Genomic DNA, 20,859 nt, shown 5'->3' with positions numbered 1-20,859 from the left:
AATAGAGCAATGGGTGGAGAGAGTATCAAACCAATTCGGAAAAGAATACATGTTTACTTTTTAATGACAGCTTAATTAAACAACAATTAATTCAAAATTCACTTTCGATCAATGAAAAATATGCAGAAAAAATTGCCACCAGTGCCAATCAACATTTTTCAGATATGCTGCAAGAGTTGGATTATAGTGCACGTTTATTAGAAAAAAATTTTTATAATACACAAGTTAGAAAAGAAGAAGTAAAACGCTTAAAAAATCAATCGAATAATTTTAATAGTGTTTTATTGGTAGAGCAGAATAAACATATTTTAGCTTATGCACCTAATACATTAAAACTTAATTTTAATCAGGCTTATAGTACCATTGGTATTGATGGATCTATTGAAAAAAAGAAAACTTATATTTCATCTCCCTATTGGTCTATAAGTAATAATTTAATCGTCATGATGTCACAACCTATTTATAATAAAACACATCAATATTTAGGCTTAATCAGTGGTACGATTTATTTACAGGAGCAGAACTTGATTAATACCATGCTCAATACTCAGTATGATTATAAAAAAAGTTATATGTATGTGATTGATCAACATAATCGTATTATTTTTCATCCAGATAAAAAGCGAATTGGTGAAAAAATTATCAATAATACAGGTTTGGATTATATTAATAAGAATACAAAGGGATCAATTCGTTTAAAGAATAGTTTAGGTATAGATAATTTGGCGGGTTTTGCACATATTCCAAGTGTAAATTGGATTGTAGTTTCTCAGCAGCCCACAGATGATTTACTTGCACAAGCTAATACGCTGATTTTTAAAGTATCGATTGGAATCTTCATTTTTTACTTTTTCATTTTTTTATTGATTTGGTATATCTCAAGCTTTATTTCTTCACCTTTGAACCGCTTGGCACGTATGGCAAGTATGCTCAATCATGCGGACATTGAAAATAAAATTAAAGAAGTTGATCCGTGGTATTTCGAGGTTTTAAAGTTTAGAACCTCATTATTAATGAGTTCGGAAACCTTTAGTGATCGGATTGCGGAGTTAAAACATCGTGTCAATACGGACCCATTAACAGGTTTATATAACCGTCGTGGTATGCAATTATTTTTAAATGAACTGCTAGAGACTCGTACCGAATTTGCAGTATTAGCCATTGATATAGATTTTTTTAAGCAAATTAATGATCACTATGGGCATGATCAAGGTGATATGGTACTGCAAACGCTCGCCCAAATAATGCAAACTAATTTTAGGGATCATGATATTTGTTGCCGTTCTGGGGGCGAAGAGTTTTTAGTGCTGATGACGACTGCCGACCCAAGTGTGGCATATAAAGCTGCGGAGCGTTTAAGAACGACCATGCAACAAACCAATATTAATGGTATGGGTGAAATTACCATCTCAATTGGTATCGCATTTTGGTTTAAAGATGCAGAGGATATTTCTGAAGTGCTTAAACTTGCAGATAATAAATTGTATGAAGCCAAACATGCTGGGCGGAATTGCACAAAGTCTACGGCTACATGAGAATTTGGATAGATTCCTATTCAGCTAACACAGAGGCATGCGATGGAAAAAGATCAAGATCCAACGATTGTGGTTGAAGACAGTCCTGAACAAGAAAAATATGAACTTCTGAAAGAAAAGCTGAAATACAAACAAGCGGAGCGCGAAAACTCTAAAAAGATTGATCATAAACAAGTACGGCTGAATATTCAGGCCGATGCCTTGCCAAGCAAAACCTTTTTTATAATGAATGCTTTGGCAGCTATTATTGCAGGCTATGGTTTATTGTCTAATTCAGCTGCAGTGGTGATTGGTGCAATGCTGGTTGCGATGATGCTTGGTCCTATTTCAGGTATGGCTTTAGCATTTATTGATAATCGATGGTTGTTTTTTAAAACAGCATTTAAAACCTTAGTTTTAGGTGTGTCGATGATTGTCAGTATTGGCATCATTTTAGGTCTTATCAATATTAACTTACCTATCACCCATGAAATTCTGTCTAGAACTCAGCCTACCATTATGGATTTAATGATTGCACTTGCGGGTGGTGCAGCAGGGGCATTTGCAGCCGTTTCACCACGTCTGTCTGTGGCTGTTGTTGGCGTTGCAGTTGCGACTGCTTTGGTACCGCCGCTGGTTGCAAGTGGCATATTAATTGCGCATCTGGAATGGAAACATGCAGCAAATGCTCTGCTGTTGGCACTGACCAATATTGTTGCTATTCAAATTAGTTCTTCACTGGTGTTATGGGCAGCTGGTTTTAGACGCGGTTCAGATGAAGAAGTAAATAGCACAGTAATTGAATTTATTAAAAGAAATATCGTGAGTCTTTTAGTACTTTTTGCGCTGGGTATCTATTTAAGCTTTAACTTTATGATGATGTTAAATAAACAGATGTATGAACATCAGGTAGAAAGCTTGATTGAAAGTCAATTTAATCAACATAATAATTTGATTGATACGGTGCAGTTTGATCGGCGTAAAGAGATGACTTTAATTCGCGTAGTCTTGCGTGGAGATATAGCGCCAAAACCTCAACAGATTTCTGCATTGAATCAAAAATTAGCACAAGACCCACGTGGAAAACCAAGTGTGGTTCAAGTGCGCTTTATTCCTGTGCAAATTATTCAAGCCAAAGAAAGTCCTGATTTTGATATTAAGCAAGTTGAAGCCGAGCAATTGATACAACCTTAGATTCAACAATAAGAAATTGATGGTATTTACAGCTTACTTTAGATGGAGTCTTATTATTCAATAGGGCACTCATAATGTTACATATTACACCGATTTAATTTAATAGTCTCAAAAGGTTATAGTTAAGCCAATTTTAAGCTAAACCACTTAACATCGGATTTATTTCAAATCAGATTCACTATGCTTCCACGCTCTCCTTACAAAGGCACTTCTGGTTTACAAAGGATTTTGAATGCCACAGGCTATTCTTTGGCAGGCTTTAAAGCCGCCTTTCAAAATGAAGCGGCATTTCGGCAAATCATTCTGATTAATTTACTGCTGATCCCGCTCAGTTTTTTCATGCCTGTCAGTCGTGTTGAACAAGTGCTCATGATTGTGGTGTGTTTACTTGCCATCATTGTCGAACTGATTAACTCTGCTATTGAAGCCGTGGTCGATCGTGTTTCGATGGAGCAACACCCCTTGTCTAAAAATGCCAAAGATATGGGCAGTGCAGCGCAATTTGTTGCTTTGGCAATTATCACATTGACTTGGGGCGCATGCCTGATTCCTGCTTAATTCTTCAAAAAAGCATAAGACAGACTTTAAAATAGATAGTGAGTTGAGTAATCCTCATGCGGCATCAGCATTCAAAATTTTTACTTCTTCAAGCAATTTTACTCCTTCTGAGTTTGCTGATATTGCTCAATTTTTTTAGCGTTGCAGGCACGCTAGATTTACACCTAATTCAACCTTTTATAGATGCACATGCAGAATTTCCACTGCGACAAAATTGGGCATTGGCTGAATTAAATCATCGTTATGTCAAATATATCCTGATTGCAGTATATCTGAGCTATTTGCTGGCTTGGTTGCTGTCTTTCAGATTTCAAAAATTACGTGCTCGTCGTTGGGAGTTTGGCTATTTCTTTTGGATGGCGGTGATTTCAACCAGTGTGATTGCAATACTTAAATCGCAGTCGGCACATGCTTGCCCGTGGGATATGAGCATTGCCACAGCGCATGGCGTTTGGTGGGATTTAAGTGCAACGGCAGGGCATTGTTTTCCTGGTGGGCATGCCTCAAGTGGTTTTGCTTTATTGGTAGGATATTTTGTTTATCGGGTTGCTCAACCTAAACGTGCTTATTTTTTCTTAATTGCAGCATGTATTTTAGGCATGGGGATGGGCTGGGCGCAAATGATGCGCGGGGCACATTTTTTTAGTCATAATCTTTGGACAGGCTGGATTACTTGGTGTTTGAATGTGGTTGCCTATGCATTCTTGGCGCATAAATTGCACACTCAAAATCTAACTTAAAACCCGATCTTAACGCATCGGAAATTTAACCTGCACACATAAACCACCTAAACTGGCACTTTTAGAAAACTCTAAACTTGCACCTAAGCGTTGGGTGGCTTTATCTACAATAGATAAACCTAAACCACTACCAATTTCCGCATGGTTATGAATACGGTAAAAACGCTGTCGAATTTGATTGAATAGTGCGGGGTCAATGCCTGCACCACTGTCTTCAATTTGCAAAATTGCATGTTGTTCTTGCTGAAAAATAGTCACATTAATCACGCCTTGTTTGGGGGTATATTTAATCGCATTATCAATTAAATTATAAATAATGGAATGCAAAGCAGAACTTTGTCCATGAATATTCAACTCTTGGCGTTGTTCGACACCTAAATCAATATCTTTTTGCAATGCCAATTGAATAAGTTGTTCCACACAGGCAATGGTCATTTGATTTAAAGATAGGGTTTGATCGTTTTCAATTAGACTATCTGAGGCATCTTGCTTGGCTAAGCTTAATAACTGATTGACTAAATGCTGTAAACGCAAAACCCCTTGGCTTAAATTATTGAGGGCATCACTATGTGGAAATTGCTGCAATAAAATTTGTACTTGTAAATTGAGTGCAGTGAGTGGGGTACGTAATTCATGTGCAGCATCGGCAACGAACTGGCGCTGTTCCTGCTGTGCGGCAGAAATTCGCGTAAATAACTGATTCATTTCCTGAATCGTGGGTGCAAGCTCGACAGGATAATCCAACATGTGAATCGGGCTGAGATCCTGCGCTTTACGACGTGCCAATTCGCTTTTAAAGTTATTTAGTGGTTGAAAATTATGACGAATCAGCCAACCCAAAGCCAAAAGGGCAAAGGGTAAAAATATTGCATAGGGAATAAACATATTTGCCGCTAATTCTAAAGCTAAATATTGGCGCACAGAGTTTTGCTGGCTAATTTGAATCTGTAGGGTTTCTTGCGGCAAAATATAGGTATGCCACAGTCCAACTTCGGTTTGATGATTATAAAACCCTGGTTTTTCTACGGGTTGTAGCAACACATCTTGAGGGTGTAATTGTGGTGTTGCATCGGTATATGACCAAATATCGACAAATAAGTCTTCTTCACTATATCTCTGATTTAAATCGATTTGGCTTTGTGTAGGTTCTGGATGGTTTGCTGCAATGCGTTCCGCCAAACTTTGCATTTGTGCATCTAAAATTTCATTCATTTCTTCTAGGGCAATTCGATACGCTGCAAATACCAAAACGCAGCCCAACATGACACTAAAGATAGAAACATAAACAATCAGACGTTTTTGCAAAGAGTAGGATTGCATTAAATTTGCCCTAAACGGTAGCCCAAACCACGAATGGTACGAATAAAGTCCTTGCCAAGTTTGGCGCGTAAATGGTGAATATAGACTTCAATGGTGTTGCTGCTGACTTCACTGTCAAAATCATATAATTTATCTTCTAAATTACTTTTAGAGAAAATTTTATTAGGGTGGCTGACCAAAGCCATTAAAATTGCCCATTCACGATTCGACAATTCGATATATTCACCTTTGAATTTTGCCAAATGTTGTTCGGTATCTAAGACTAAATCGCCATAACTTAAAATATGTGCGGTATCGTTTACAGGATTTTGTGCGCCGCTACGTCTGAGCAGGGCATAAATTCGCGCCAGTAATTCATCAAATTCATAGGGTTTAATTAAATAATCATCTGCACCCTGATTTAAACCATCCACCCGTTGTTGCAATTGATCACGCGCAGAAATAATCAGCACGGGCAATTGTGGATGTAACTGGCGAATGTTTTTTAATACCTGCATGCCGTCCATCATGGGTAAGCCTAAGTCCAGCAACACCAACTGGATATCTTGCTGCTCTAATTGCTTTAAGCCATCAATCCCGTTGTTCACCCAAGTAACATCAAATTGCTGTAACTTGAGCAAGGTTTGGGTCGATTCGGCAATCATAAAATCATCTTCAATGATTAATATTTTAGGCATGTGATGACTCGTGCTGCGGTTGAGTGGTAGATGGGGCAGAACATTGATTCAGCATATCATTTTTCGGATCAATCACTTGGCTTTTTACATCTAGTAAGCTCAATAAACTTGGGAAAAGATTGTCCTGACTCAATGCTGTTTGGCGTTGTGCTTTTAAGCAATTCACTTGCGCAGCATTTTGTTGTTGCCAAGTTTCTGAAAACCACATCAGCATCGGTACATGAGTTTGTTGAGTGGGTGCCATAGAATACGGTGCGCCGTGTAAATATAAACCATGTTCGCCTGTCGATTCTCCATGATCAGACAAATACCAAAAACTTGTTTGATAGTTTTTTTGTTGCTCTAAAGTTTGAATCAACTGACTTAAAACATGGTCGGTATAGACAATCGAGTTGTCATAGGTATTGCGTAAGGCATCGGCACTGCACCCCTGAATCGCATTGCTGTTACACGTCGGTTGGAAGGGTTGATAAGCTGCGGTTGAGCGTTTGAAATAAGCAGGTCCATGACTGCCCATTTGGTGCAATACAATTAAATGTGAGCGCGTGTCTTTCGGGTCCAGTTGAGCAAGATAAGCCTGTAAACTGTCTACTAAAATTTCGTCTAAACATTCACCGCTGGCATCACACCATTTTTGTTTTAGTTCTGCAGGAATTTGATATTGCTGCACCCGATCACAGGCACCTTTACAGCCTGAATTGTTATCAATCCAAGTGACTTGATAACCTGCACGCTGAGCAATATCCAGTAATCCTTCACGGTGACTTGCCAGTTGTTCATCATAATTTTGGCGTGGCATCCCCGAGAACATGCACGGCACAGAAACAGCCGTGGCTGTACCACAAGAGCTGACTTGAGTGAAATTAATCACAGGCAGCTTAGAGAGTTCAGGGTTGGTATTTTTTGCGTAGCCATTCAGCGAGAAGCTTTCGGCACGTGCAGTTTCACCAACCACCAACAGCATAATTTTGGGTGCTGTGCCTGTTTGCGCACGTTGAATTAAATGTGCATCTTCACCATAGCGCAGCAGCGGCAAATTCTGTTTGGGTGCTTTCTTTTTATAATACGATAGACTAGAGGCAATCGCATTTTGTGGAGAAAGCATGCCTTTTAAATCACGATGCTCGCGGAAGATTGCAGCATAATCCACATAAAAACAGAACAATAAACCCAAAATCAGCACAATCGAAACTACACTGCCTAAAGTCTTTTGCAGTAATTGACGGGCAAAATGAGTCGGCTGAATTTTAACAGACCACACCAAGACCAATGGCAATAGTACAAACAGCACACTCCAAACCACTAAGCGTACAGACAAAAGATCACGTACTTCACGTACATCGGTTTGCAGCATATTTTGAATTTGGTCTGCGGTAATCACTACGCCCAAGCTATTAACAAAATAAGCGCTGAATCCACCGACTACAATCAAAATACTGGCTAATATTTTGGCATTCCAACGCCAGTTTAGCCATTGCAGCAACAGATGATACGCCGATACGATGACGATCACAGTTGCAATCAATAAGCCTATGGCTTTAATGCCCTGATAAGGTGTGAATTGTTGAATTTTCTCATAAAATCCATAGTTCAATACCAAGCCTAACCATAGGGCAAGCAGTAGATTGAAATAGAATAAAGAAATCGGTTTTTGCCAAAAGCGTAGTCGGGCAAAGATAGATGGAGCAAGTGGTGATTCGGGCTGCTTAGACATTGTCAATGATTCAAAAGACTTTAAGATGCTTTAGTTTAAAATTTGAAACTTAAAACTGACTTAAAATTGTGGGCTGAATCTGTTGTAGTTTTATTTGATTAACTTTGAAGATAGAAGTTTTAGAGATATAAACTTTGCATGGATAAGCTGTTCATTCATGTTATTTCTGAAGCTTGCCCTATCTCTGAACATATTTTTATCCAAAGATAGGGCAGATTTTTATACTGAGTTTTCTAGATTTTAAGCCACAGCGACATGGAACATTGAACCAATCCACGCACTGAATACCATGGCGACAATACCCCAGATCATGACACGCAATGCACCTTTCCACATACTTGCGCCACCGACATAGCTGGCAAGCGCACCCATAACCCCTAGACTGATTACACCGACCAACATCACGCCTTTGTCTAACAGATGTTCAGGTAAGAGTAAAATAGACACCAACGGGAATAATGAACCTACAGTAAATGCCAATGCCGATGAAAAAGCTGCCATAAATGGCTGCGCTGAGGTGTGTTCTAAAATACCAATTTCGTCACGGGCATGGGCATCTAGAGCATTGTGAGCAGTCAGTTGTATGGCAACTTGTTCTGCCAATTCGGCATCTAAACCACGAATCATATAAATATTGGTGAGTTCTTTTAGTTCATGCTCTGGATTGAGTTTTAATTCGCGTGCTTCCATCGCAAGGTCATTTTGTTCAATGTCTTGTTGAGATTTCACCGAAATATATTCACCTGCTGCCATAGAAGCAGCGCCCGAAATTAAGCCTGCAATACAGGTAATTAACAATGTTTGAGAAGATGCACCACTGGCTGCCATCCCCACGACCAAACTGGTCACAGAAATGATCCCATCGTTCGCACCCAATACTGCAGCACGTAACCATCCAGACCGTTCAATATAGTGTTTTTCGAGGTGGTAAGAATGTGGCATAGATCAAACTCTCTTGTTATTCAATTTTCGTTTATTGATGTGTGATATAGCATAAATCATTCTAAAAAATTTATCGTTTAAAAATGAGAGGTATTTCACAAAATAGATGAAGTCGTAATGTGGTTTTTGAGTTTGAGCTTGGAGTTTTTTATAAAATTTCCTTAAATTTCAACCTTTAAATGCCTTAAAAAATGATCAATAGCTTGTAAGATGATAAAAGAGATTGATTCAATCAGGCTTGCAAGTAAATAGGAAATATCGTGATGTCTTTTCAGAATATTGTGGTACCTGTAGTGAGCGAAGTCAGTCTAAAAACCATTCATCGGTTGGGTGCAGGGTAAAGTATGCCTAAATTATCTCGTGACTTAGTATCGCCAGACGTATTTGACTTAAAGTCATTTATTTCTCCTCGCATTAGGGGTAGATGTCGCACTTGCAGAAGTCATACGTGGACACGGTACAATTTATGATGCAGAAGTCTGTGATGCTGCGGTTCGTTTAATTAATGAAAAAGGGTATGAATTACCGCGCTAAAATATGCGTAATGAATAGTGCTAAAACTTGATTGTTGTGCAGTTTATCGGAGAGATTCTTAAAAAGTGTTAAATTTATCTCGTAAATTGTTTAGAATATCTATCAATTCAAATTGTGTTTATATATAATACGCTCCCATAAAGTAACAGATATTCCAAGTTTCCCCCCACACTTCCCCAAAGTGTGAGTTTTTTTATGCTATGTATTAAAAAGATAGGGATGTAGATTTCCTAAGTTAAATTTAAGCTGACAGATACAACAATGGTTTCTAACAAGTGGATAACTGTCAGGTCTTGTTTGAATGGGGGAAGCTTAATTCCAAATCACTTCCCCAATTCAATATCTTTCAAAATCACACAATCTGCCTGTTCATCGCCAGAGCAATGATCTGCAGAGCTTTGCAACCAGTTCGCCATTTCCTGTAATTGCGTAATCTTCTGTTTTAAGGTTTCAATATGTTTAAGCGTGAGTTGCTTCACTTCTGCACTTTGTCGGTCAGCATTTTTCCATAAACCTAGCAATTCTTTCATTTGCTCAGAAGAAAACCCCAAATCCCGTGCATGCTTAATAAAAGACAAAGTTTTTAAATCTTGCTCAGAATAAATCCGATAACCCGAAGCAGAGCGTTTGGCGGTATCCAGTAAACCAATTTGCTCATAATAACGAATCATTTTGCTGGAAATACCCGATAGCTTAGAGGCTTGACCAATATTCATGTGACTTCTCTCATAAAAAGGGCGTAGAGCAATCTTCTAAACCCTTTTGTATGTTGCATTTAAATCTGTGCTGCTTGGAAATATTTTAAACGGAGCGCATTACCCAATACAAACACTGAAGATAATGCCATCGCGCCCGCAGCAAAAATAGGCGAGAGCAAAATACCTGCAAACGGGTATAGCACGCCTGCAGCAATTGGAATCAAGGCAATATTATAAATAAATGCCCAAAACAGATTTTGACGAATATTGCGGATAGTGGCTTTACTCAAAGCAATTGCATTGGGCACACCTTGTAAATTGCCCGACATCAATACAACTTCGGCTGCTTCAATCGCAACATCTGTACCTGTACCAATCGCAATTCCAACATCGGCTTGTGCCAAAGCAGGGGCATCATTAATACCATCACCCACAAAAGCCACACGTCCAAATTGCTGTTGTAATTCACGTACAACATCGACCTTGCCTTCAGGTAAAACCTCGGCCACCACATGATCAATCTGTAAACGTGCAGCAATTGCCTGAGCCGTATGTCGGTTATCTCCCGTAATCATCGCCACTTTTAAACCCAGTTGATGCAACGCCGCAATAGCAGCAAAAGTCGTGTCTTTAATTGGGTCTGCAACGGCAACAATGGCTGCCAGTTGTTGATCAATCGCCATATAAATTGGTGTTTTGCCTTCTTGTCCTAAACGTGCAGCTTCTGCATTAAAAGCGCTAACATCTAGCCCAATTTGTTGCATATAACGGTCTGCACCAATCTGAATACGTTGACCATTCACCAGTGCTTCAATACCTGAACCTGTGATGCTGTCAAATTCGGTAACAGGCAGTAAACTGACTTGCTTTTCTGTTGCAGCTTGCACAATCGCCAATGCAATGGGATGCTCAGATTTCGCTTCTACCGATGCCAAAAGTGCAAAGACCTGATCTGCATCAAAACCCGATTGCACATGAAAATCGGTTAATGTTGGTTTGCCTTCGGTGAGCGTTCCTGTTTTATCCACCGCGACCACTTTAACATCTTGCAAAAGCTGCAAAGCTTCGCCTTTACGAAACAGCACGCCCATTTCTGCGCCACGACCTGTTCCCACCATAATTGAAGTCGGTGTGGCTAAACCCATCGCACATGGGCAGGCAATAATTAGAACAGCGACTGCATTGACTAAACCAAAGGTTAGGGTAGGTTCTGGGCCAAAAATAAACCACACAATAAAAGTAAGTGCAGCCAATAACATCACGGCAGGTACAAACCACATGGTCACTTTATCCACCAAGGCTTGAATAGGTAATTTAGAGCCTTGCGCTTGTTCGACCATACGAATAATTTGCGCCAACACCGAAGCTTCACCAATGGCAGTAGCACGAATATTTAGTGTGCCATTTTGGTTGATGGTACCGCCTACAACTTGATTGCCCACTTGTTTTGCCACAGGAACAGGTTCACCTGTAATCATCGATTCATCTATATAACTATGACCTTCGACTACTTCACCATCTACAGGAATACGTTCACCCGGGCGGATTTCGACAATGGTATTGGAACTGACTTCTGCCACAGGTACTTCAATGATTTGACCATCTCGATGAATACGCGCAGTTTTGGCTTGCATACCAATTAAATGCTGAATGGCTTGTGAAGTGCGACCTTTGGCTTTGGCTTCGAAATAGCGCCCTAGCAAAATTAAACTGACAATCACTGCCGCAGCTTCATAATAAACATGCACTGTGCCTTCTGGTAAAAGCTGTGGCATAAATGTCGCTACCAATGAAAAACTGTATGCAGCCAAAGTTCCCACAGCCACCAAAGAGTTCATATCAGGCGCAAAACGTAACAGCGCTGGAATCCCTTTTTGATAAAAACGACGTCCTGGTAACAGCAGCACCAATGTGGTTAAAGCAAATTGAATCAACCAACTTTGTTGTTGCCCAATATTGTGCATCACCCACATGTGAAAGGCGGGAATCATGTGTGAGCCCATTTCCAGAATAAATACAGGCAAGGCTAAAATCAGTGAAATTACTAAATCACGTTTCAGTTGTTGCTGTTCCAGATTCTTTTTATCGTGTTGTTCGTTAGAGTCGTGTTGCAGCAGTTTGGCGTCATAACCTGCTTTTTGAATCGCTCGAATCAGGTCTTGGCTAGAAACTGTGGCATTCGGTTGAATCCATGCGCGTTCAGTCGCCAAATTGACATTGGCTTGTTCTACACCAGACACTTTCTTTAAGGCTTTTTCGACACGTGCTACACACGAGGCACAGGTCATGCCATCAATAGACAGTTCTATTGGTTGAATGGCAGCTACATCAAAACCTGCACGTTGCACTGCCTTAATGAGCAGTGCACGGTCTAAAGGTTGCGATGCGTGAATCAGTGCTTTTTCTGTTGCAAGATTCACTTCAGCTTTTTCTACACCATCGACTTTTTTTAAGGCTTTTTCGACACGCCCGACACATGAGGCACAGGTCATGCCTTCTATAGACAAAGTTTCCTGATAGGGAGAGGCATTTGGGTGTTTTGCGTCCATGGTCGTCTCTATAATTTGGAGGATGTGTTTAGCATATAGATTGACACGATGGTAAGGTCAAGTAAATTTTAGCCCAAAATAGGCTTGACCTTGCCAGCATGGTAAGCTTTAAACTACAGTTCAACAAAGGCAGAAGTGTGGAGTTCGCAATGAAACTATTGATTGAAAATATGACTTGTGGCGGTTGTGCACGTGGTGTCACGGCAACCATTCAAGATGTTGATCCTGCTGCAAAAGTTGAAGTCGATTTAGCGACTAAAATTGTGACTGTGGAAAGCACTGCAACAGTAGATCAAATTACCGCTGCATTGGCAGAAGATGATTTTCCTGCACAAGTTCAATAAAACTGCATCATCTAAGAAGCTCCGAGTGAGCTTATCGTAAGGTCAATTGGTCAACTGACGAATTGACCTATTTTTTTGCCTGCCGATTTTTTTCTCGTTGTTTTTTGATGTGACCAACTGAATACATTTTGATCACGAAGATGCTAAACCAAGCCAATCAGAAGCTGAGATTTTCTAACTTCAAGCTGAGTTTCATTCATTCAGGGCTGAAATCTGCTGAATGAACTATGTGCTGTCCTCTAAAATATACTCTTCAATATTTATCGGAATAAAAATATTTTTTGGTTTTAACTTGTTGTTATTGAAATATTTATTTTAATTTTTAAATTTAAGGGATAACAGAAAAACCATCATTTTTAGATGTTTCTACTGCTTGCTTTAAATTAAGGTGAATAAAATTCACTTTAGGTTGAGGTTAAATCATTTTTATTCACTTTGTCGTTCCAGTATAAATACCCTCATTCAGAAATTTTAACTTTTTAAATTTGGGTAGTAGATCATCATGACAAAGCCATTCACCTGTTCAATTAAACGTATTCGTTTTGACGAAAACTATGAACCTGCTAACAACACGCGTTTAACCACCAATTTTGCAAATTTGGCGCGTGGTGAAAGCCGTCAGGAAAATTTACGCAGAACTTTAGCGATGATCAATAATCGTTTTAACTCGCTGGCATCTTGCGATAACCCAAAAGGTGATCGTTATTCGCTTGAAATCGACATTATTTCTGCAGAAATTGATATTGAAGGAAATGGCAAAACTTTTCCATTCATTGAAATGCTAAAAAGTACGATCACAGATCATCAAACAAATGAACGTATTGAAGGCATGATTGGCAACAGTTTTTCATCGTATGTTCGTGATTATGATTTTAGTGTGGTCTTGCCAGCATTAGGCTGCAAAGTAAATGAAAAGCCTGAAAGTTTTGGTGATTTACATGGCAAGCTTTATCAGCATTTGGTCAGTTCAGCAGTGTTCCAAGCTGAGTTTCAAAAACAACCTGTGATTTGCCTGAGCGTATCAACCACAAAAACTTATTATCGTACGACCAATGTGCATCCTGTCTTAGGCACAGAATATAAAAATGATGAATATTCACGTACCGATGACTACTTTGAAAAAATGGGTTTAACTGTGCGTTACTTCAAACCTGAAAATAGCAATGCACCGCTTGCGTTCTATTTTTCTGGTGATTTACTGCGTGATTACACAGATTTTGAGTTGATCAGTGCCATCAGTACTATGGAAAGTTTCCAGAAAATTTATCGTCCTGAAATTTATAACACCAACTCACCTGCAGGCGAGGTCTATCAGCCAAGTTTGAATTATCAGGATTATTCATTAACCCAAGTTGTATATGACCGTGTTGAGCGAGGTCAGTTGGCAGTCAAGCAGGGCAAATGGACTGAAGAAAACTTTATCAAGCCTTATCAAGATATTCTTGAACAATGGGCTGCCAAGTTCGTGCCGCTGCATGCTGCCAATCAAGAACGTGTTGCTTAACTTAAAATACAGATAGAAGATTCAAAATGGCTATTTTATTACCGACCTCAACGGCTGGCAGCTTACCTAAACCTTCGTGGCTCGCAGAACCTGAAAAGCTTTGGTCAGCGTGGAAATTAACAGGGCAAGAATTACTGGACGCAAAACAAGATGCGCTGCGTCTATCACTGCATGAACAACAGCAAGCAGAGATTGATATTGTGAGTGATGGGGAGCAAACCCGTCAGCATTTTGTCACCACCTTTATTGAACACCTTGAAGGTGTCGATTTTGAAAAACGTGAAACAGTCAAAATTCGTGATCGTTATGATGCCAGTGTCCCTTCTGTGGTGGGTGCAGTTTCTAGGCAAAAACCAGTCTTTGTTGAAGATGCCAAATTCCTGCGTTCACTGACAGATCAACCCATCAAATGGGCGTTGCCTGGTCCTATGACCATGATTGATACTTTATACGATGCGCACTACAAGAGCCGTGAAAAACTGGCGTGGGAATTTGCCAAAATCCTGAATCAGGAAGCGCGTGAACTTGAAGCAGCAGGCGTGGATATCATCCAGTTTGATGAACCTGCGTTTAATGTGTTTTTTGATGAGGTGAATGACTGGGGCGTGGCAACATTAGAGCGCGCGTTAGAAGGTTTGAAATGTGAAACAGCCGTGCATATTTGCTATGGCTATGGCATTAAAGCCAATACCGATTGGAAAAAAACACTCGGCTCAGAATGGCGTCAATACGAAGCAGTTTTCCCAAAACTACAGCAGTCTAATTTGGATATTATCTCACTGGAATGTCACAACTCACGTGTTCCGATGGATTTGCTTGAACTTATCCGTGGTAAAAAGGTGATGGTGGGTGCGATTGATGTCGCAACGAATACGATTGAAACAGCCGATGAAGTTGCAGATACATTGCGCAAAGCATTGCAATTTGTCGATGCTGACAAGTTGTACCCATCGACTAACTGTGGAATGGCACCATTGAGTCGTCAGGTTGCACGAGGCAAGTTACAGGCTTTGGCTGCTGGTACGAAGATTATTCGCCAAGAATTATCTAGTTAAGCGTTCGATCAGGCGAAGTGAATTCAAGCCAAGTGAATTTAAGTTAAGTGAATCAGGGATGCTTTTTCAGGCAAAAAGCATCCTTTGAACTTTCTAAAAAAGTTGAGTGTTGGAATACGGTGATGGTTAAAGCAACAGACTTCAAAAATGCAATGTCTTTCTTATCAAGTGCAGTCAATGTAGTGACGACAATGGGAGATGCAGGACGTCATGGTTTTACTGCATCTGCGGTATGTAGCGTGACAGATACACCGCCAACATTATTGGTGTGTATGAATAAATCATCGCGTTCACATCTCAGTTTTTTAGAGAATAAAGTGCTGTGTGTGAATGTGCTAAATGCAGAACAAGAACATCTTTCCAATGCATTTGCCTCATCAAAATTGAGTTCCGATGAGCGTTTTAAGCAGGCTGAATGGGCTGCTTTGGAAACGGGCGCTCCTATATTAAAAAATGCATTGGTCAGCTTTGATTGTGAAATTTCGCAAATTCAAGAAGTGGGGACGCATACTATTTTTATTTGCCCAATAGTTGCCATTCAAAAAAATCAACAAGATCAGGCGTTGGTTTATTTTAATCGTCACTATCATCAAGTTGGTGAAACTGAGTTTGTTTAATTCGCTATAAAATATTGCAATATGCGATAATCAGTTTATACTTGATTTATAGCAAAATGCGATAAAATATTATGCATGTGATCACCCACGCTAGAATTATAGAGGCAATGCACAAGTGGCCACAGGCTGAAACAGCACTCGATGGTTGGTATCGAATTATTAAGGCAAATGATCCGAAAGACTTTGCCGAAATGAAGCAGTTATTTCCAGCAGTTGATAAAGTTGGAAAGTTTCATGTATTCGATATTGGTGGGAATAAGATTCGACTTATTGCTGTTGTGATGTATCAGGCAAAGCGTGTGTATATTCGTCATGTGTTATCCCATAAAGAATATGACAAAGGTCATTGGAAGGAGGATTAGTATGAACGCAATGATTAAACAGGCTGTAGATCACTGGCACTACGTTGCTCCTTTGCTGAGTAAACCAGAAAATGAAAAAGATTTTCATGCACTTGTCGAGGCTTTAGATGAGCTTTTAGATATTGTTGGTGATGATGAAACGCATCCTTTAATGGGGCTGATTCATCAACTCGGTGACTTGGTTTCTGTTTATGAAAATGAACACCTGCCTATTCCTCATGGAGATGGTCGTGCTGCTTTAGCTTTTTTGATGGCGCAACATGGATTAGGTCAATCTGACTTGGCAGAGGTTGCAACTCAATCTGTGATTTCGGAGATTTTAAGCGGCAAACGCCAGTTGAATATTCGTCATATTAAAGCGCTGTCTGAGCGGTTTAAGGTTTCTGCTGATACATTTTTCTAAACGATTTTATATTTTTTAGACATTTTATTTTTAGATATTTAAAAATAAATAGCTCCGAAGATGCCGCTGCATGTCGTTACCCTGAACCCGAAAAAGTTCAAGGCGGACGCGACGCATACTTGCTGGGTTTCCCATACGAGATGGGCATACGCTCTAAATATGCAGAACACAATCCTAAGATTTAAGTATCGGCAGGGATATAGACTCGCTGGCGAACACCTCAGAGTTAGAATTAGTATAACCCATCTCAGTTGCTTGGCAACTCATGTTCACGAATTAACTGTAAAGATAGAGCTTGTTTGCATAGCCTTTATGCAAACTTAAGTCAAAAAAACGACACTTAAGTAAGGGCTTCAACTTCTTGCAAAATGGTGCTGAGTAAACGCTCACAATGCTCATAATGCTGCAAAGATTTATTCATAGAAAGAACCTCTTGCATCAACTCTAAAGCCACCACAATAATCAGTTTGCTCGGTTCCATATTGGGCGCTTTACGACGAAACTCATCATAGCGTTCATTCAATAATTGTGCTGCACGCTCTAAATCTTCTCTTTTTTCTTCAGTTGTGGCTAAACGGAAACTATGTCCTAAAACACGTAAATCAATTGGAATTTGAACTGACATATTAACCTTCCTCGCTCACTTCGGCAGGGTGAGCAAGTTGTTGAATTTCTTGCGCATGATGATCTTGAGCTGTACCTAAAATTGCAAGACGCTGAATAATAGCTTCAACTTTGGCTTTGGCATGCTCATTTTTTTGTAACAATCTTTCACGTTCTTGTTTGAGTGTCTGAATTTCATGCTGATTCATACGCTGATCATTCAGCATTTTTTCTTTCAGAATGCGTAATTCATTGCGCTCAGCCAAAATTTCCTGAAAGCGGTTTTTCAAATCAGTACAGCTTTTTTCCAAACGACTGTAACGGTCTGCCAGTGCTGTCGCATCTTGGTTTAACTGCTGAAATTGCGCCTGAGTGCTGCTTAATTGCTCAGTCAGATTCTCAATTTCATCTTGCTTGGCAGTAATAATGCTGTTTCTTTGCACAATTTGTGCATGATGCTGTTCCTCAGCAGTTTGCTTGGCTGTGCTGAGGGCGGTATTTTCACTTTCATAATGATCAATTCGTGTTTTTAAAACACCAATATGCGCTTGTAGACGCTGTAATTCTTCTAACATATCGTGGTCGCACAGTATTGCAAACAAAGGTAATATATACGAAGTATAGAGATTGGATAAACGAATGCAAGACGATATTTCAGGTTGGTCGGAATGGTTCCGCAATTTTTCTAACATTGAAGAAATTTCAAGCCCAAGTGAGTTACATGGCTTGCTGACAGGTATAGTTTGTGTGACAAATGCACCAACTGAAACCGAGTGGCAGCAGATTTTAGAAACCCTCAATGTGCCAGAATTAGAGCCAGCCGCACTGTCACTTTTAACCGATGAATCGGAAGATGTCGCACATGCTTTGTCTGAAGATGAGTTAGATTATCTGCCGTTATTGCCAGATGATGAACATCTTTTACAAGAACGTGTGCAAGCTTTGGCAGATTGGTGTGCAGGCGTTGTGCTTGGTTTTGGTTTGGCTTCTGGGCATATTCGTTCAGATGAAATCGAACTGATTGAGCATTTACAAGATGTTGCTGCGGTTGAATTTGAAGATTCAGACAATGACGAAGAAGGCGAAGAAAGCTATCAGGAATTGTATGAATTTGTACGTTTGATTCCTGTGAGTTTATCTGTTGGGCGTAAAAAAGTACCAGTAGAAGAAAGCTCTTTATTGCAAAACTTACATGCTAAGTCGCGTCAACAAACTGCACAAACCACACAAAACGCAAGTGCTGTTGTTGAAATGTTTACGCCACACCGTCCGAGTTAATCGGGCGTTGTGTGCCTAAGTTAAGTCGGTGTAAGGTGCTTTAAGTCATTACAACAATCATATTTTCATCATTTTATATATGTAGACCGTATTTATGAAAAAACTGACTCAAGTCGAATTTAAAGAACGTCGTGATCAACTTGCAGAATTGATGGGGCCCAATAGTGTCGCAATTATTGCAACCAGTCCTGTGGCAATGCGTAATCGTGATGCAGATTATAAATATCGTGCCGACAGCAGTTTTTTCTATTTAACAGGTTTTGCTGAACCTGAAGCAGTTGCGGTGATTGAAACCTATGAATCAATTGATGAAGGTTATACCTACACGTTGTTCTGCCGTGAACGTAACCGTGAAATGGAAATCTGGAATGGTTATCGCGCAGGTTTAGAAGGTGCAATTGAGCTGTTTGAGGCAGATGAGTCTTTTGCAATTGCGCAATTAGATGCAGAAATCATCGCCAAAATTGTCAATAAAGACACGTTGTACTATCGCTTGGGGCATCAGACTGAATTTGATGTACGTGTTGTGGCATGGAACCAACAAGCTGATGCACAGCATCGTCAAGGCAATACTGCACCTGCCAAAATTGTTCAGTTAGATCGTTTGCTGGATGAAATGCGTTTGCATAAAACTGAGTCTGAATTGGAACTGATGCAAATTGCTTCAAATATTAGTGCAGAAGCACATACTCGTGCCATGCAAACAGTAAAAGCAGGCATGATGGAATATGAGCTAGAAGCTGAACTGAATTATATTTTTGGTAAAAATGGCTGCGTACCTGCCTATAACAGTATTGTCGGTGGTGGTGAAAATGCCTGCATTTTGCATTATGTCGAAAATGACAAAGTGCTTAAAGATGGCGATTTAGTCCTGATTGATGCAGCCTGTGAATATCAGTGCTATGCCTCAGATATTACCCGTACTTTTCCCGTGAATGGTCAATTCAGTCCAGAACAAAAAGCACTGTATAACATTGTATTGGATGCGCAAATTGCAGCAATTGAAGCTGTACAAATTGGTAACTCCTATAAAGAACCACACCATGTTGCGGTGCGTATTTTGGTGCAAGGTTTGCTTGATCTAGGCATTATGCAGGGCAATTTAGAAGAAATTATTGCTTCGGAAAGTTATCGCCAGTTTTATATGCACGGTACAGGGCATTGGTTGGGCATCGATGTGCATGATGTCGGCAGCTATAAACACGGTGAAGACTGGCGTGTTTATGAAGAAGGTATGGTGGTGACCGTTGAACCGGGTCTATACATTGCACCCGATGATGAAACGGTAGATGCTAAATGGCGTGGTATAGGTATCCGTATTGAAGATGATATTGTTGCGACTGCGAACGGGCCATTGAATCTGACTTCAAAAGTGGTGAAAACCGTAGAAGAGATTGAAGCATTGATGGCAAAAGCTAAATCTGCTTAATTGGGTCTAATCAAAGCTGGTCAAGTGATCAGCTTTTTTATTAGAAAGCGCGTGTAAATTTTGAGTATGTAAATAATTTTTAGTCTTTGATCCGCTTTTTTGCTTCATCATAAACAATGTTATCAGCACGCTTTCCAAGGTAATGAGCAAAATAACGACCTGATCATCTTTGACCTGATAAATAAGTCGGACACCCGCTTTTAATAATTTGATTTTATAGCAGCCAGCAAGATCACCTTTAAGCATGTTCTTTGGAATATGTGGCTGCTCAATGACTTTGGCTAATTTTTTCTTGAATTGGTCGCGGATAGCACTCGGAAGCTTTTCCCATTCTGCAGTGAAGTCCTTGTGACGTAAAAGATTATAAGTCATCTAATGTGACTTCCTCGAACATCTCTTTAGGATCATTCATGCGTTTACGGACAAGTGCCAATAGTTCAGCATCTTCTTCTGAAAGCAACGCTTTCTGTACTGGAAGCTTTCCAGTCGTTGCCACATATTCAAGAATATTGGTAAAGAAATCGGTAGGTGAGATACCTTGTTCTTTAAGGATTGAATAAGATTTTTCTTTAAGGGCTTCATCGACCCTGAAATTAACAGTAGCCATCACTTCTCTCAGTTATTGAATGTATGGAAATATTGTAATGCAATATGCATTACAAAGATAGTTTGTATAATAACCATTATGTGAGATCATTTTTATCGTTGAGCTTATTCTAAAATCAATCATCAGCCATCAATAATACTAAGTAACCCCAGTTACGGATAAGCCAAAGATTTAATCACATGAATTTTAGGCTTATTCTTTTGGCAAAGTTGATACG

General features: G+C 39.7%; 21 protein-coding genes, 1 other RNA gene and 1 pseudogene. 12 read left to right on the top strand and 11 right to left on the bottom strand.

What is annotated here, in order from left to right; all coding sequences use genetic code 11:
• The first annotated feature begins 74 nt into the window (after positions 1-74).
• From CF596_RS13040 to CF596_RS13025, 4 genes are all read left to right on the top strand, one after another.
• Positions 75-1,535 (top strand): sensor domain-containing diguanylate cyclase, encoded by a 1,461-nt coding sequence (locus tag CF596_RS13040; RefSeq protein WP_347337708.1) that lies wholly within the window; start codon positions 75-77, stop codon positions 1,533-1,535.
• 42 nt (positions 1,536-1,577) lie between these two features.
• A complete protein-coding gene (locus CF596_RS13035) occupies positions 1,578-2,708 on the top strand; it encodes a TIGR00341 family protein (protein ID WP_004970544.1) in 1,131 nt (376 codons plus the stop codon).
• A 180-nt stretch (positions 2,709-2,888) separates the two neighbouring features.
• Positions 2,889-3,266 carry a diacylglycerol kinase gene (locus tag CF596_RS13030; protein WP_004970542.1) on the top strand — a complete coding sequence of 126 codons (378 nt, stop codon included), beginning with the start codon at positions 2,889-2,891 and terminating at the stop codon, positions 3,264-3,266.
• A 56-nt stretch (positions 3,267-3,322) separates the two neighbouring features.
• Positions 3,323-4,006: a phosphatase PAP2 family protein gene (locus CF596_RS13025; protein WP_004970540.1), complete on the top strand. Its 684-nt coding sequence runs from the start codon at positions 3,323-3,325 to the stop codon at positions 4,004-4,006.
• Positions 4,007-4,015: 9 nt separating this feature from the next.
• On the opposite strand, the gene CF596_RS13020 is transcribed toward CF596_RS13025, so the two are convergent.
• The 6 genes from CF596_RS13020 to CF596_RS12995 form a co-directional block, all read right to left on the bottom strand.
• Complete coding sequence (locus CF596_RS13020; RefSeq protein WP_096902722.1) at positions 4,016-5,326, bottom strand: ATP-binding protein; 1,311 nt, start codon at positions 5,324-5,326, stop codon at positions 4,016-4,018.
• Positions 5,326-6,003, bottom strand: coding sequence for a response regulator transcription factor (locus CF596_RS13015; protein WP_096902721.1), 678 nt, complete (start codon positions 6,001-6,003; stop codon positions 5,326-5,328). The genes CF596_RS13020 and CF596_RS13015 overlap by 1 nt, the downstream gene beginning before the upstream one ends.
• Complete coding sequence (locus CF596_RS13010; RefSeq protein ID WP_096902720.1) at positions 5,996-7,717, bottom strand: phosphoethanolamine--lipid A transferase; 1,722 nt, start codon at positions 7,715-7,717, stop codon at positions 5,996-5,998. Before CF596_RS13010 ends, CF596_RS13015 begins: the two co-directional genes overlap by 8 nt.
• A gap of 240 nt (positions 7,718-7,957) precedes the next feature.
• Complete coding sequence (locus CF596_RS13005; RefSeq protein WP_096902719.1) at positions 7,958-8,659, bottom strand: VIT family protein; 702 nt, start codon at positions 8,657-8,659, stop codon at positions 7,958-7,960.
• An 857-nt stretch (positions 8,660-9,516) separates the two neighbouring features.
• On the bottom strand, positions 9,517-9,909 hold the full coding sequence (gene cueR, locus CF596_RS13000) for a Cu(I)-responsive transcriptional regulator (protein WP_004970532.1): 393 nt from the start codon (positions 9,907-9,909) through the stop codon (positions 9,517-9,519).
• 59 nt (positions 9,910-9,968) lie between these two features.
• Positions 9,969-12,440, bottom strand: coding sequence for a heavy metal translocating P-type ATPase (locus tag CF596_RS12995; RefSeq protein WP_096902718.1), 2,472 nt, complete (start codon positions 12,438-12,440; stop codon positions 9,969-9,971).
• A gap of 149 nt (positions 12,441-12,589) precedes the next feature.
• On the opposite strand from CF596_RS12995, the gene CF596_RS12990 reads away from it, so the two are divergent.
• The 6 genes from CF596_RS12990 (at position 12,590) to CF596_RS12965 (ending at position 16,725) form a co-directional block, all read left to right on the top strand.
• Positions 12,590-12,784 (top strand): heavy-metal-associated domain-containing protein, encoded by a 195-nt coding sequence (locus CF596_RS12990; RefSeq protein ID WP_004970528.1) that lies wholly within the window; start codon positions 12,590-12,592, stop codon positions 12,782-12,784.
• Positions 12,785-13,286: 502 nt separating this feature from the next.
• Complete coding sequence (locus tag CF596_RS12985; RefSeq protein ID WP_004970527.1) at positions 13,287-14,288, top strand: putative oxygenase MesX; 1,002 nt, start codon at positions 13,287-13,289, stop codon at positions 14,286-14,288.
• Positions 14,289-14,314: 26 nt separating this feature from the next.
• Positions 14,315-15,343: a methionine synthase gene (locus CF596_RS12980; RefSeq protein WP_004970525.1), complete on the top strand. Its 1,029-nt coding sequence runs from the start codon at positions 14,315-14,317 to the stop codon at positions 15,341-15,343.
• Positions 15,344-15,465: 122 nt separating this feature from the next.
• Complete coding sequence (locus tag CF596_RS12975; RefSeq protein WP_004970523.1) at positions 15,466-15,960, top strand: flavin reductase; 495 nt, start codon at positions 15,466-15,468, stop codon at positions 15,958-15,960.
• A 71-nt stretch (positions 15,961-16,031) separates the two neighbouring features.
• Entirely contained in the window at positions 16,032-16,322 is a 291-nt protein-coding gene (locus tag CF596_RS12970; protein ID WP_019836372.1) for a type II toxin-antitoxin system HigB family toxin, read from the top strand.
• A 1-nt stretch (position 16,323) separates the two neighbouring features.
• Complete coding sequence (locus CF596_RS12965; protein WP_004970519.1) at positions 16,324-16,725, top strand: helix-turn-helix domain-containing protein; 402 nt, start codon at positions 16,324-16,326, stop codon at positions 16,723-16,725.
• 47 nt (positions 16,726-16,772) lie between these two features.
• Here the strand turns inward: CF596_RS12965 and ssrS are convergent.
• From ssrS to CF596_RS12950, 3 genes are all read right to left on the bottom strand, one after another.
• Positions 16,773-16,955, bottom strand: a non-coding RNA gene (ssrS, locus tag CF596_RS12960) — 6S RNA.
• A 110-nt stretch (positions 16,956-17,065) separates the two neighbouring features.
• Complete coding sequence (locus tag CF596_RS12955) at positions 17,066-17,350, bottom strand: cell division protein ZapA (protein ID WP_004970518.1); 285 nt, start codon at positions 17,348-17,350, stop codon at positions 17,066-17,068.
• Between the two features lies 1 nt (position 17,351).
• The gene (locus CF596_RS12950) at positions 17,352-17,903 is read right to left on the bottom strand and encodes a hypothetical protein (RefSeq protein ID WP_019836370.1); all 552 of its coding nucleotides are present in this window, start codon (positions 17,901-17,903) and stop codon (positions 17,352-17,354) included.
• A 64-nt stretch (positions 17,904-17,967) separates the two neighbouring features.
• Between CF596_RS12950 and CF596_RS12945 the strand changes: the two genes are divergently transcribed.
• Both CF596_RS12945 and pepP read left to right on the top strand, forming a co-directional pair.
• A complete protein-coding gene (locus CF596_RS12945; RefSeq protein WP_004970514.1) occupies positions 17,968-18,606 on the top strand; it encodes a UPF0149 family protein in 639 nt (212 codons plus the stop codon).
• A gap of 94 nt (positions 18,607-18,700) precedes the next feature.
• Positions 18,701-20,035: a Xaa-Pro aminopeptidase gene (gene pepP / locus CF596_RS12940; protein ID WP_096902717.1), complete on the top strand. Its 1,335-nt coding sequence runs from the start codon at positions 18,701-18,703 to the stop codon at positions 20,033-20,035.
• Positions 20,036-20,114: 79 nt separating this feature from the next.
• Here pepP and CF596_RS12935 read toward each other — a convergent pair.
• Positions 20,115-20,407: pseudogene (locus CF596_RS12935) on the bottom strand (type II toxin-antitoxin system RelE/ParE family toxin).
• On the bottom strand, positions 20,397-20,642 hold the full coding sequence (locus CF596_RS12930; RefSeq protein WP_004970507.1) for a type II toxin-antitoxin system RelB/DinJ family antitoxin: 246 nt from the start codon (positions 20,640-20,642) through the stop codon (positions 20,397-20,399). Before CF596_RS12930 ends, CF596_RS12935 begins: the two are co-directional and overlap by 11 nt.
• Positions 20,643-20,859 lie beyond the last annotated feature (217 nt).

The sequence above is a fragment of the Acinetobacter sp. YT-02 genome (assembly GCF_002412355.1).
In the GTDB taxonomy this organism is placed as follows: Bacteria; Pseudomonadota; Gammaproteobacteria; order Pseudomonadales; family Moraxellaceae; genus Acinetobacter; species Acinetobacter towneri.
This window is presented reverse-complemented; position numbering and strand designations above follow the sequence as displayed.